General features: G+C 64.5%; 12 protein-coding genes. 5 read left to right on the forward strand and 7 right to left on the reverse strand.

Annotated elements, in window-relative coordinates; genetic code table 11:
- Positions 1-4 precede the first annotated feature (4 nt).
- Positions 5-649 (forward strand): TetR/AcrR family transcriptional regulator, encoded by a 645-nt coding sequence (locus tag EPN51_RS08510; protein ID WP_293040323.1) that lies wholly within the window; start codon positions 5-7, stop codon positions 647-649.
- Positions 650-729: 80 nt separating this feature from the next.
- Entirely contained in the window at positions 730-1,761 is a 1,032-nt protein-coding gene (locus tag EPN51_RS08515) for an LLM class flavin-dependent oxidoreductase (protein ID WP_293040325.1), read from the forward strand.
- Between the two features lie 54 nt (positions 1,762-1,815).
- Here EPN51_RS08515 and EPN51_RS08520 read toward each other — a convergent pair whose 3' ends face one another.
- Genes EPN51_RS08520 through EPN51_RS08530 form a run of 3 tightly spaced genes read right to left on the reverse strand, consistent with a single transcriptional unit; the run spans position 1,816 to position 4,910 of the window.
- Positions 1,816-3,210 carry an NAD(P)/FAD-dependent oxidoreductase gene (locus tag EPN51_RS08520; RefSeq protein ID WP_293040326.1) on the reverse strand — a complete coding sequence of 465 codons (1,395 nt, stop codon included), beginning with the start codon at positions 3,208-3,210 and terminating at the stop codon, positions 1,816-1,818.
- Positions 3,207-3,827, reverse strand: a complete 621-nt coding sequence (locus tag EPN51_RS08525) for a TetR/AcrR family transcriptional regulator (protein ID WP_293040329.1) — start codon at positions 3,825-3,827, stop codon at positions 3,207-3,209. The genes EPN51_RS08520 and EPN51_RS08525 overlap by 4 nt, the downstream gene beginning before the upstream one ends.
- Complete coding sequence (locus EPN51_RS08530) at positions 3,828-4,910, reverse strand: spirocyclase AveC family protein (protein ID WP_293040332.1); 1,083 nt, start codon at positions 4,908-4,910, stop codon at positions 3,828-3,830.
- Between the two features lie 62 nt (positions 4,911-4,972).
- Between EPN51_RS08530 and EPN51_RS08535 the strand changes: the two genes are divergently transcribed.
- Positions 4,973-6,586 (forward strand): PEP-utilizing enzyme, encoded by a 1,614-nt coding sequence (locus tag EPN51_RS08535; RefSeq protein ID WP_293040335.1) that lies wholly within the window; start codon positions 4,973-4,975, stop codon positions 6,584-6,586.
- On the opposite strand, the gene EPN51_RS08540 is transcribed toward EPN51_RS08535, so the two are convergent.
- A complete protein-coding gene (locus tag EPN51_RS08540; protein ID WP_293040338.1) occupies positions 6,578-7,204 on the reverse strand; it encodes a TetR/AcrR family transcriptional regulator in 627 nt (208 codons plus the stop codon). The two genes, EPN51_RS08535 and EPN51_RS08540, sit on opposite strands and share 9 nt — an antisense overlap.
- A 70-nt stretch (positions 7,205-7,274) precedes the next feature.
- Here EPN51_RS08540 and EPN51_RS08545 point away from each other — a divergent pair, with 70 nt between their 5' ends.
- On the forward strand, positions 7,275-8,873 hold the full coding sequence (locus EPN51_RS08545; RefSeq protein ID WP_293040341.1) for an NAD(P)/FAD-dependent oxidoreductase: 1,599 nt from the start codon (positions 7,275-7,277) through the stop codon (positions 8,871-8,873).
- 12 nt (positions 8,874-8,885) lie between these two features.
- On the opposite strand, the gene EPN51_RS08550 is transcribed toward EPN51_RS08545, so the two are convergent.
- Positions 8,886-10,142, reverse strand: a complete 1,257-nt coding sequence (locus EPN51_RS08550; RefSeq protein WP_293040344.1) for a sulfotransferase — start codon at positions 10,140-10,142, stop codon at positions 8,886-8,888.
- Positions 10,139-11,407: a hypothetical protein gene (locus EPN51_RS08555; protein ID WP_293040347.1), complete on the reverse strand. Its 1,269-nt coding sequence runs from the start codon at positions 11,405-11,407 to the stop codon at positions 10,139-10,141. The genes EPN51_RS08550 and EPN51_RS08555 overlap by 4 nt, the downstream gene beginning before the upstream one ends.
- Positions 11,408-11,472: 65 nt before the next feature.
- Here EPN51_RS08555 and EPN51_RS08560 point away from each other — a divergent pair, with 65 nt between their 5' ends.
- Positions 11,473-12,096: a TetR/AcrR family transcriptional regulator gene (locus EPN51_RS08560; RefSeq protein ID WP_293040350.1), complete on the forward strand. Its 624-nt coding sequence runs from the start codon at positions 11,473-11,475 to the stop codon at positions 12,094-12,096.
- A gap of 16 nt (positions 12,097-12,112) precedes the next feature.
- On the opposite strand, the gene EPN51_RS08565 is transcribed toward EPN51_RS08560, so the two are convergent.
- A complete protein-coding gene (locus EPN51_RS08565; RefSeq protein ID WP_293040353.1) occupies positions 12,113-12,775 on the reverse strand; it encodes a TetR/AcrR family transcriptional regulator in 663 nt (220 codons plus the stop codon).
- Between the last annotated feature and the right edge of the window lie 85 nt (positions 12,776-12,860).

Here is a 12,860-nt window from a genome sequence, read left to right on the forward strand (position 1 = left end):
CGGGATGACTGTCGACGCATCGTCAAAGCAGCGGGTTGCGGATTCGCGACGTCCGGCGCGCACGCAGCGCGAACGGGTCGCCGAATCGACTCGGCGGCTTCTCCCGGCCGCCGTCGAGTTGTTCGCCGAGCAAGGATATGACCGCACGACTGCGGCGCAGATCGGTGAACGAGCCGGCTACAGCCGGGCGATGGTTCGCCGCCGGTACGGCTCCAAAGAAGGACTTCTTCAGGTTCTCTTCGATATTGAACTGCGCCAAAGGGTTACACCCCCGGTCGACCCGGATCGCACCGGACTCGGGCAGATCTTGTTGCAAGTTGACCAGTTCATTGCGTTCGTCGAAAGCGACGAGATGGTGGCGCGGGCCTTCTTCGTGCTGGCCTTCGAGACCGGCGCACAACGCCTGGCGCTGCGCGCTGCTTTTCGGGAATGGTTCGCCGACTACGAGGCCAACATGAAGCAGTCACTGCGGGTAGGCAAGCGCGACAAAACGATCCGCCAAGATCTCGACATCGATCACGAGGCCCAGCAATTCGTCTCGCAATGTCTCGGCCTGGCATTCCGTTGGACCCTGGACTGGGAGGGGTACGACTTTCTGGCCGACGCACGCGCGTGGCGGGCCGCACTCGCCGAGCGTTACCGACCGTGAGCCGGTGCGCTCAGGATACGATAACGATCGTTAAACGCCAATGATGTGCGCGGGAAGGCCGGTGAAAGTTGAAACTTGGGGTGACACTTCCTAGTCGAGTGGGGTCGATGGCCGACGTTGCACACCTCGCCGCCATGGCCGATACCGCGGGTTTCGATGCGCAGTGGTCGTACGAGGTTCTTCGTAACCCTCTCCTGGTTGCGGCCGCTGCGGCGATGGCCACCGAACGCTCACGCGTGGGCACCGGCATCATCGGCGCCTTCGCCCGCAGTCCCTTCGACCTTGCCAACTCGGCGCTGGACCTTGACGACATGTCTCGAGGGCGAATGACGCTTGGTATCGGCACGGGTGCTCCCGAGGCGCTGCGCGCCTTCCACAACAGCAACGGGGATGCGCCAATCGCTCGGATGCGAGAGTACATCGATGTACTGCGTCGATCCTGGGACTACCTGGCCACGGGACACGGGCGAAGGTTCGAGGGTGAGCATTTTCGGTTTTCCCCCCCACCGGTAAACCCCTGGGGGGAAAGGGAACTGATCCGACCGCAAGTTCCGGTGTACCTCGCGGCCATGGGGCCGCAGATGATCCGGTTGTGCGGTAGCCGCGCCGACGGCTGGATCGGATACTTCTACACCCCGGAGCTACTCGACTCCTTCGTACGGACGAATCTGGAGAAAGGTGCTGCCAAAGCTGGGCGGACCAAGGCCGACGTGGAGATCTGCGTCGAAATGGTCTGCTCGATATCGACCGATCGCCGATTAGCGTTCGCGCGCGCCCGCAGGCAAGTCGGGTTCTATGCGGTGCACCCAATCACCAATGCGCTGTTAGCCGGCTACGGATTGCTCGACGAAGTCGAAGACTTACGCGCCAGGTTCAAAGTTGAGGGGCCAGAAGCTTTCGCGCATACCAGCGATCGCTTGGTCGACAAACTTTCCATCACGGGCACCCCCGAAGAGGCCAGGCACAAGCTTCAGGAGTACCACGGGCACGTCGATCTGATGCTCCTGCACACCCCCTACGTACCACCGTTGACCATGCAAGATGCGACCGACGCATTTTCCGGCATCGTGGAAACCTTGGCGCCCGATAAGACTGATTCACTGCGGCACTGATTCGTGTCAGCGATTCCGGCTTTCGTAACACTCCACTGTCAGAGGCCAACCCGGCTAAACCGCGACGAAGCGCCGGCGAGGTGCACGCAGCTGGCTCACCAGCTCCGCCGCGGCACGCTCGCCCGACACCGTAGCGGTGCACATGTTCGATGACGAACGGAACACCCCGGCCAGCTGGATACGCGAGCTGATAGCCGCCTGCCGGGCCTGGAACTGCCCGAGCTCCTTGTATAGCCCCGGTCTGCTGTAGACGATCACCTCGTTCCACCGGGCGATTCGCGTGTAGTCCACCGTGTCGCTCAGGCCGGGGATCACTTTCTCCATCCGACGCAGGATTTGGGTGCGGATGGTGTCGTCATCCTCGTCGATGATCTGTTCGGCGAATTCGGTCATCGTCAGGATGTCGAGCAGACCGTGGCCCTCCGGTGCGCGGCCCGGCGCCTTGTTGTGCTCGCAGGTGAAGCCCATCAAGTCGGGATCAACGGGTTCCGGAATGTTGATCACGGAAGCCGCGATGCCCTTGGGCTTACGGGTGACGCCGGTGTTCATCACGACGCACTTGGTGTACCGCAGGCTGCGCAGGAAGGCCTCCGAGGCCGCAGCGAAATGGCCGGGTGCCAGATCGGGGATGGTATCGCCACGGGCGGTGATCACCGCGCCCGCACCGGATTCGGTGTGGGTGACGCCGTCCGCGCCCGTCCAGGTGACCCTCACCCCGTCGGCGTCCTCCCGGATCTCCTGTACCGTGGCGCCCAACCGGATGTCCATGCCCTCGGACAGACGGTCGACGTAGGTCGAATATCCCTCGCGGAAGGCATAGAGCTTGCTGCCGAGGATGTTGTAGAGCATGAAGAACAGCTCGAGGTTGGAGATGGCGTCGCCGCGCACACCCAGCACGCCGCGCACCGTCGAATTGATGACGTAGTCGTAAACCTCCCCGGACAGCCCGAGATGCAATGAGCAGTATTCGCGCGGCGTCATCGTGTCGAATGCTGAAGCGCGAGAGAGGTCTTCGTAGTTCAGGAGCTTGCTGGCGCGGGTCGCGTCGACCCCGAATCGGGCCATCAGCGCCTTGGACTTCAGCGACACCAGCGGCGTCTTGAGGACGTCGAGAAACAGATGGTCCGAGCGCAGGTTGTGGATGGTGTTGTCGCGCGCGAAGCCGATGATCGACCCGGCCGGAATCAGGTCTGGACCGCTACCGATCTCATGGGCGAGCTTGACCACCGGCTCGTAGGCGCTCGGCAAAATGGTGGCGCCTTCCTCCATGAGGTACCCCTGTTCGCGGTGGGTGTGGATCATGCCGCCGGTGCGGTCGCGTTTCTCGAAAATGACAGCCGGAATGCCTTGGGCCCGAAGCCGGTACGCTGCGGTGAGGCCGGACGGTCCGGCACCGACGATGAAGACCGGTCCGTGATCCGCGAGTCCGTTCTCGGCGTTGGCTGTCATCTCTTCGCTCTCTTTCTCTCGGATTTTGTGCTGACCACCAGTGAGGGCAGTACGAAGTCGGTGACGAGCGCCCTCTCGGCCTTGGCGTCAAGGTCCTCGCGCAGGATCAACATCAAATAGACCCCACGCAGCCACTCGACTACCCGGTCGTCGCTGACCTCAGGCCGGATCTCGCCGCGCACGCGGGCCCGCCGCAACATCGGGCCGAGCACGTCTAAAACGATGCCCTGCATGGAGGATTCATGGCCGGTGATCAATCGGTGCAGGGAAACGGTCGTGGTGGTGTCCAGCAGGTGGCCCAATTCCGCATCGGAGCGCGCGGCGTCCACCGTGGCGATCGAGGTCTCCAGCAACAGCTCGTCGAAGGGGGCGTCGCGGTCGGCGATCGGCCTGATGCCCTCCCCCAGTTCGCGCAGCCTGGTGACGATGGCGGCTTCGGTGATCTCGCGACGGGTCAGGCCGAGCCGGTAGACGCCCGTGCGCCCGATACCCGATTCCTTGGCGATGTCCTGCATCGTGGTCCGGTCCACGCCATAACGGGCGAAGCAGCGGCGGGCGGCAACGATCACCCGATCCAGCAGTGCGGGTTCCCCATTGTCGGTGAGCATGGCGACCATCTAACCGCCTCCGGTCGCGGCGCTGCCCTGGGCATGTTTGAGCTGATTCAAATACTGGTTGGGGCACAGCGGCTTTCCGGGCTGACCACAGTAAATGCTGCCCTGCTGATACGACGGCAGCACCGGGATGCTGTTCACGCCGCCGGTCATCCCCACCCAGTCGTTGGGTATCTGGTAGGCCGCCAAGGTGGTGAAACCCGCCCATCCGCACACCGCCAGGGTGGACAACAGCGTCTTGGCCCCGGCCCCCACGGTCAACGCGTCGACGTCGCGGTCCACCGCGCAACGACCGTTCGCATCGCGTCCGTCGCGCAGCCAGGTGAACATCAAGCAATAGGACGAAATGAACAGCAACTCAGTCAGCGGTAACCGATGGGTGGTGCCGGCCCACAGGGTCAAAGCGTTCGGTGAAGACACGTAGGTGTAGACACCGGTTCGGTTCCATACGGTCGCCAGGCATCCGAAGACCACCATGAAAGTCAGTAGCACGACGGCGTACAGCACGACCGAGGGCAGTCGCCGGAACTGCCCGCGCAACCAGTCCAGGTAGGCGCATCCCACGATGGCGGCGCCCACTCCCAGCCAGATGTAGGCCGGCATGCACCAGCCCAGACTCCACGCCCATCGATCGGCCTGCGGCGCCGCGAACCCCGGGAACTGCCCGGCCCAGGTGCCCAGGTTGAGCGAATGAGCGTTCATCGCCCACGTGGGGTTGAACATCTGGCACAGAACGTCGAGAACCGACGCGAACAGTCCGCCGAGAAACAGCTTTCCGTCCAGGGTGACGGTCCGCCGACGGTACGCCGGCCGCAGCAGTGTGCACCAGAGCAGTCCTGCGAACACCGAAAGGCTGATCACCTCGGTCAGCCGAATGACCCAGCCGAACGCGTACGGATCGGGCCCGGGGTCGACGGGCGTGGCCTGCGGGGACAGCAACCACCTGGTCCAGCAGGTCACCGCGAGCCCCACCAGCGCAAGGCCCAAAGCGGCCCAAAGCCAGACCTTTCCGGATGGTCGCGCACGCTCGGCGGCCGTCGCGTCCGCGCGCAGGACGACAACATCCGCATCGACGCCGGCGCTCATCCCTGGAACATAGCACATGGAACAATTGCCGTTCCGCGTTCCAATGTCGTACATTGGCCGCGATGAGTAGCCAAACCGCACCGATCGTCGAGCAGCCCAACCTTCTGCACATGGTCAGCTCCCCTGGCACCTTCTTTTCGACGGGCAACGTCGCCGAGGCGGCCCCCGGCGTGCACACGCCGCTGGGCTGGAGCATCTGGGGCGGCCTGACCGAACGGGTGCTTTCCGAGGTCGTCGTTTCCCTCGGCGCGTGGCCCCGCCCGCCCGACGTGTCCGATGTCAACAGACGGTTCGGCTGCATCTTCTATGGGCGATACGCCGCGAACGTCAACACGTTTCGCGCCTTCGGCGATCGGATGCCCGGCACCTCGGGCGATGCGGTGGAGATCCAATTCTTCGGGGCCAAGATGTCGCAAGAGCGCAATCGCCCCGCGCCACAACGGTATCCGGTGGTCGCGGCGAAGATGCCGTGGAACGTGATCCAGACCCCGCGCCAGGTCGCCGCTTATCGAGCCGACAACTACACCTGGTGGACCGAGAACATCTGCGATCGTCCCCCCGTCGGGGTGAGCGAGGGCCTGGCCGTGCTCTCCCAGGGCAGCCAACGCTACGTCCCGGTGATGCGCGCGCACTGCATCGTCACGCTCCTGGCCCAGGCCTTCTACGACCAACTCGCCAAGCTGTGCACCGCCGCCGGAATGGACAGCGAGGAAAGGACTTTGGTGAGCGGGTACGGCGGCATGGAGGAGTCGGCCGTGGTCGCCGACGTGCGCGAGCTGGCGAGCGGGCGCCTCACCGAGAAGGAGTTCGTGCGCCGGCACGGCTACCACGGCCGCGGCGAGGGCGACGTGTCGAGCCGCTCCTGGCGCGAAGACCTCACCCCGATCCGGGCGTTAGCCCAGTCGTACCGCAAGTCTGGAGCCGATCCCCTCGCCAACGCGGCGTCGACGCGCACGTCGAGAAAATCCGCCGAACGGGAACTGCGAGCACGCCTCCCGTGGTCGCGCCGCCCGCTGGTGGCGCCGACGCTCGCGCTGACGCGACGGTTCGTGCTCGGACGCGAAGTCGGCAAAGCCGGATTCCTGTTGGCCATGGACGGGATGCGCGCCGGCGCCCGGGCGATCGGCGCATCGCTGGTCGCCGATGGTGTTCTCGACAATGCCGAGGACGTGTTCTTCCTGACCCTCGATGAGCTGATCACCGATCCACGTGCCGACCGCGGTGACGTCATCGCCGAGCGCCGCGCTCTTTATACCCGTTACCGCGGCTTGGATCTGCCGCCCACCTGGCAGGGTAACCCCACACCTCGACCTCTGGACGGTGACGACGAACCGTGCGAACGCGTCGACGTCGTCTCCGGCATGGGTGTCAGCCCCGGAATTGTCGAGGGCACGGTGCGGGTCATCCACGACGCCGACAGCGACCAGGCCGATGATATCGAACCGGGCGACGTTCTGGTGTGCCGCATCACCGACCCGTCATGGGCCCCACTGCTCTCGGTGGCCGCGGCGGTCGTCATCGACATCGGTGGGTCATTATCCCACGGAGCCATCGTCGCGCGTGAGCTCGGAATCCCTTGTGTCATCAATACTGTGGACGGCAGCCGAAAACTGCGCACGGGAGACCGAGTGACCGTCGACGGCGGTGCGGGATCGGTACGGGTGCAGCTACGGTAGTCTGCGGCGAGCGATCTCTTTCGCAGCGGCGTGGTCGACGCCGAAGCCGCGCAACATCATCTCCGCGCCCCGCGACTCTGTCCTCGGCCCCGGCGGGAGCCGCCCGGCCAGGATCGCGCGAATCGCGGCCAACGCGGCGCCCACGATCGAGGTCAGGGCCAGGTTCAGATCGTCGATCGCGAATCGACCGGATTTGCGGCCGCGGGACAGGGTCTCCATCGCCCAGGGTGTCACCGCGTCCTCGAAAATCGCATTGACGCGATCGAGCTCGACGAGAACCCCGGCCAATTCGGGCTCGTCCCGGCTGAATCGCAGGAAACGCCGGTAAGACGCCGACGCCGCCTCGGCGGGATCGGTGAATTCGAGGGCATCCGCGCCGATCCTTGCCGCAAGTCCGGCAAGCACGTCGGCCACCACCGCCTGGATGAGCGCGTCCTTGGACTCGAAATACGTGTAGAAGGTGCCGAAGCCGAGGTCGGCGTGATCGGTGACATCGCCAATTCGAAGGTCTGACACTCCGTTCTTGGCGATCAGCTGGTGGGCCGCGGCCAAGAGCCGTTGCCGGGCTTCGGCCTTACGCCGATCGCGGCGTCCCATCGGGGCAGGAGACACGGTCACGACAGCAGTATCGCATCCGATTCCTATCTCAATCTTGATTTTGTAATCGAGTTCGATGAGGATCGCAGATATGACGGAAACGACCCTGCCTGCCGAAGCCGACTACGTGATCATCGGAGCTGGACACAATGGACTGACCGCCGCGTGTTATCTCGCCCGCGCCGGGCACCGCGTGGCAGTCCTGGAGGCGTCGCCCACCGTGGGCGGCATGACCTCGACCAACGCCACCCTTTCCAAGGCGCCGGGCCACTACTTCAATGAGGGCGCGATCCAGTTGACCGGGATTTTTCAGCTCTCCGGGGTGGCCGAAGATCTCGAATTGCACAAGTACGGCTTGCAGCGAATCTCCGTGGACCCGGCGCACATCCAGTTGGCCCCGGACGGAAGCTCGCTGGCCATCTGGAAGGACGCCAGTCGCACCGCCGACGAACTGCGCCGCTTTTCGCCCAAGGACGCGCGCGCCTGGCTGGACATGTCCAATGCGCTGGACCCGATCATGGACGTTGTCGTCGCCTACATGAAGTCGCATCCGACGCGGCCGTTCAACCGCGAGATGGGCCGCTCGCTGCTCGGCGCCGCCCGTCACATCAAGCAGGTGTCGGGCTTGTGGAACATGATCACCGCGTCGCACACCGAATTCCTTGACGAGACCTTCGAAACGGAGCTCCCCAAGGGTGCATTGGCGGCCATGGCCGCCTTTTCGCAGATGCGCCTTGACGCGACCGCGTGGGCGATGATCTATCTCGGTGTCGTGCAAAAGGTTGAGAACGCGATGCCGGTCGGCGGCACCGGAGCCTTGCCCGCCGCGTTGCATCGCTGCCTCACCGCACTGGGCGGCACGGTGCACACCAACAGCAGGGTGCAGCAACTCGCCGTGTCCAACGACCGGGTGACCGGCGTACAGCTGGAATCCGGGCAATTCGTCTCGGCGCGCAACGGGGTTCTGACCACCTGCAACCCCGTCGTCACGCTCAATGAACTGTTGCCCGCGGGCACGCTGGACACCAAATTGTCGGTGCGCGCCAGAGACATTCCGATTCGCAAGACGCACGCCACGTCGCTCAAGATCAACGTGGCCCTCGAGGGCCACGTCACGATGAAGAAGCACGAGGATTGGCGCGGCGACGGCCTGGACCTGCGCAAGTACCTCATCGCGTGGCACACCCTGAAAGAACAGGACGACGCCTGGAACGCCGTGGTTCGCGGCCAGTGGCCCGACCCGGTGCCGGTGAGCTGCGCCATCATCCCGTCTGCGGTCGATCCCACGCAGGCCCCCGAGGGCCGCGACAACCTGTGGCTGTGGTCGGGTGTCATCCCGGTGACGCCCGAAGAGCCGTGGGAGGACGTGCGCGACAAGGTCGGCGACGCCGTATTGCGGGACTCCGCACAGTATTACGAGGGACTCGACAGGCTCGAGATCGACCGGGCCGTGCTGGGTGGTCCTGACCTGGAGGCGAGGTTCAACGCCCCGGCGGGCAACGTCTATCACGTCGACCCGCTGATTACGCGATTCGGGCCGCTGAAGCCCGCAGCCGGGCTGGGCGGCTATCGCACGCCGGTCAAGGGCCTCTACCTCAGCGGGGCCGGCACCCATCCCGTCGGCGGGGTGTGCGCGCTGCCCGGCAAGCTCGCCGCGCAGACGGCGATTCGCGACCACAAGAGGCGGTGACGGCACCGCCGCCTACTCGAACGGAATCGCGAAGTACTCCTGATAGCGGGCGAAGGCGATCCGGTCGCGGGAGTTCATCTCGTCGCTGCCCAGGTTGACCTTGTGCGCCGGCCGCGCGCCCCTGGGGTGAGCGTCGACATAGTCTTGCATCCCGGCGCGGCCGGCATCGGTCAATTCGAGGCCGAACGCGCCATACATGGCGGCGATCGCGGCGATCGGATCGTCGACCAGATCGGCGTAGAACGTGTGATAGAGCCTGTCTTTGGGGATCGCCCCCGCTTCGATCTGGTCGATGACGGCGTTGAAGCGGCCGGCGGACAGGTCGGGATTGGTGACGTAGTCGAAGGCTCCGAATTGGAATGGATGGTCGGTTCGCCCCCATTGGACGGTTCCCAGCAGGCTGACGGCCGACGCCAGCGCCCTGGTCGGGTCGCGGTGCGGCCACACGAACCGCGCATCCGGGTAGACCTCGAGCATCTCGGGCATGCGGTCGAGATGCATGGGATCCTTCAGGATCCAGTGTGTCCGCGGGTTGCGCCACTGCAGCAGTTTCAGGACGCGCTTGTGATACCCCAGGGCGATGCGGACGTCTTGACCGGCCAGCCACAACTGGTAGCTGGGGACTTGGCCGAGGCTGTCGAACCAGGTCGAGGAGCGGAAGCCGAATCCGAGGATCTGACAACACTCCATCGGTAGCCTGCCGCCGAATTCATGCAGGGAAACCATCGTGGGCGTCACGCGGTTCCATTGGTCGATCAATTGATGCCCGAGCTCGATCCGGGGATCGGTCTCGTAGGTGGCCGCCTCCGGCGGCGGACAGGGAAAGATGATCTCCCAGTGTTTGGGCGCGCAATTGTCGGGGTGGGCGTCCAGGATGTTGGCCAGCATCGTGGTTCCCGAACGGCCTTGCCCGATCACGAAGATGGGTGCGCTGACGACCTCGTCGTCGATCTCGGGGTGGCGGGTGTACCAATCCTCGATCTGTAGCCGCCCCTCCAGTAGTTGCAGAATTTCGGATCGGGTCCGGAGCCGGCCCATCAGGTTGAGATCGGCCTCCTCCTCCATTGCCTTACAGAGGATTTCGAATGGCTCACGCCAGGCATCGTCGCCGAAATCGGACAACCCGGTGCTGCGCTGGGCTGCCGAAATCAGCGACTCCGGGTCCAACGGGACCACCGCGCTGATATTCATGTGCGCGCCCTCTTCGTTGATCCGCTGGACCCATTCGGGACGGGGCGGCGGCTCCCACAGCGCGGTACGTTCGGTCATGATGCTCCCTCGGTGGCGAATCGCAGTTGGAACGTCTCTAGGCGTTCCCGAAGTTGTTGGGCCCGTTGTTCTTCAGTGACGCGCGGAACGTCAATGGGCAGTGCGGATTCAAGTTCGGATATGGGCACCAGGCGACCCTCGGCGGTGGGCTCGACCCCACCGCGCATACCCTGCCAGCGGTTGACGACCAGCAGATGCTCAAAGCCGCAGGGATCCAGCCAATTCGCCACGCCGGGATCTTCGTGAGACACGACGTAGGTGATGCTGCCATCCGGATTCGGCGTCGACTGGCCGTTGTTCAGGCAGCTCTGACGCTTCCAGTAGTCGATGGTGCGAAACCAGTAGTCATGCAACACGATATTGCGGTACGGGGCGTCACCATCCCCGATGGTGAATACGAACGCATGGGACTCGTCGACCTGCAGCCGGGCGAACATGATCATCTGCGACACCAGTCCTCCTACCCAGCCCGTACCGAACAACGGTGACACGGAGTTGGGTTCCATCCCGGCGAACACGCTGATGAACCAGTGCATCGCCGGCACGTCCTCGATCATCGTGGCCGCGGCCCGGTTGGCCACCTGGTCCTCGGTCCAGGGCCCGGCGGTCGGCGGATCGATGCGGCGGACGGTCCAGCTGCTGGGCACTTGCCGCCAGTCAGAACGGCATTCCCGGTTGAACAGATACAAGGCACCGGGCGGCACCTGCACATGGTTCGGATCGCCGTTGGCGGCTTCGGGGCCGACCGTGAGCCGGTAGCGACCGTCCTCGGCGACATTGATCTGCAAGAGATCCAAGCTTCCCAAGGTCATCGTGAGCGACGGGTTGCCCAGAATCGTGAGCGGGATATTCGCCGGAACCGGATCGAACCGTTGGCCCTCGATCTCATAGTGCGCGCCATAGGTGACCGGGGTCAGCACGTAATGCTGATCCGGCCCGTCGCCTCCGGAGCCCCTCGAGCCCGGCACGTCGACGCCGAACCATCGGTGTGGCGGGCAGTAGTGCATCCCCAGGACGATCGGGTGGTTGGGGTCGCCCACCACGGCCTTCAGGCAGTAGTTGAAGGCGAACTCCTCGATCAGCTCGTCGAACCGCGGCCCCCATGCCTCTTGCGGGGCGCCGCGCCCGGCAAGGGTTTTCCACCGCATGGCGACCAACTCACGCGCCTGGGCGACGACCGGAGATGCCAAGGCGTGCATGGCAAGTGCCTCGCCGTCACGCTGCTCAGTGGTGGCAAGCGGATTGTTTGCGGCGGTGGGAAACATGGCATCAAGCTATCAATAAAGAGACATAGTGTCCATTAACTTCTGGAAGAAGCTAAACTTGCCAAGTGTCAACGCGCAAGGTTTCCAGCGGCCGGACTCGCCGCAACGGCGTTACTCGGGACGTCATCGATGCGACGGTGCGATGCCTTTCGGCCGGGGAGAGCGTGACCGGCCTGGGCATCCAACGCATCTGCGAGGAGGCCGGTGTCGCCAGGTCGGCGTTCTACAAGAACTTCGCCGATAAAACCGATCTGCTGCGCAGGGTCGTCGCCGACGCGACGGCCGACCTGTTCGACACTGCCCGCGCCTGGGCCGCGGGCAGCGGCGGCAGGGAATCCATGGTCGCCGCACACTGGAACACCGTGCGGGTCTGGCGCGAGCACGCACCGCTGTTGCGGGCGTATTTCGAAGCCGCCGCGTACCATCCCGAACTCGCCGCAATCTGGGACGACCGGATGAAGGCCGTCGTCACCGTCATGAAGGAACGGATCAGCAACGGCCAACGGGATGGCTCGGTGCCCGACGACCTCGATGCCCAGACGGTCGCCGAATTCATCGTCTACGGGTTCGAGCGGCTCACCGCACAGCACATCGCCACCGCCCCCGCGTCGGCCGATAAAGCATTCGCGCGCTCGATCTCGGAGGTCGGGTGGCGGCTGATCTACGGGTCCGCCACCTCCAGCCAATAGACGCGTTGTCCACCGACTAGCTCGGCAGCGAGTCCCGAGCGCCCCCTCGCTCTCGACCCACGGCCGCGCGAACGATGGTTTCAGCCTCTGGCGCCGGCAGCCCGAGTGACGCCAGCACGTGGCGAGCGAAAGCCTCGTGCGCGTGGGTACCGTGGCGACCGCCGAGGATTTCCCGGATCAGCGCGAAGGCGCCGCCGATGACCGCGGTAAGCAAAACCTCGATATCCGCGACAATAAAACGGCCGCTTTGGATTCCGCGCTCGACGGCAATGCGGGCGTAGGGTTGCACGGCGTCACCGAAGAGCGCTTCAGAGTGGCCGATGTTGACGATCAGCCGGGCGAAGTCGGGCTCATCGTAGGCGAGCCGGATGACTCGAAGATTAGCCAGTGCGACGACCTCGGCGGGGTCGGTGTCATCCTCCACATTGGTGATGATCGCCGACGTCAGATCGGAGAGACTTTCGGTGATCACCGCCTCGAGGAGTTCCTCCTTGGACTGAAAGTAGTTGTAGAACGAACCCAGCGCCACGTCGGCCTCTTCGGTGATGTCCTGGATGCGCAGGCCGGCCACGCCTTTGGCCGCGATCAGCGTTCGACCGGCATCGAGCAGCAGGCGGCGGGTACGCAGCCGCGCACGGTCGGCTCGCGTCGTGGCCTTGCCTTCGGTTTCAGGCTTCACACCGGGATTATTACCCAATGAATCATGATTCATCCTTGAAAGTATATTCATTTGAGTGCTAGCTTAGGCCCATCTGTGCTGAATT

It is taken from the genome of Mycobacterium sp. (genome assembly GCF_004298145.1).
GTDB lineage: Bacteria > Actinomycetota > Actinomycetes > Mycobacteriales > Mycobacteriaceae > Mycobacterium.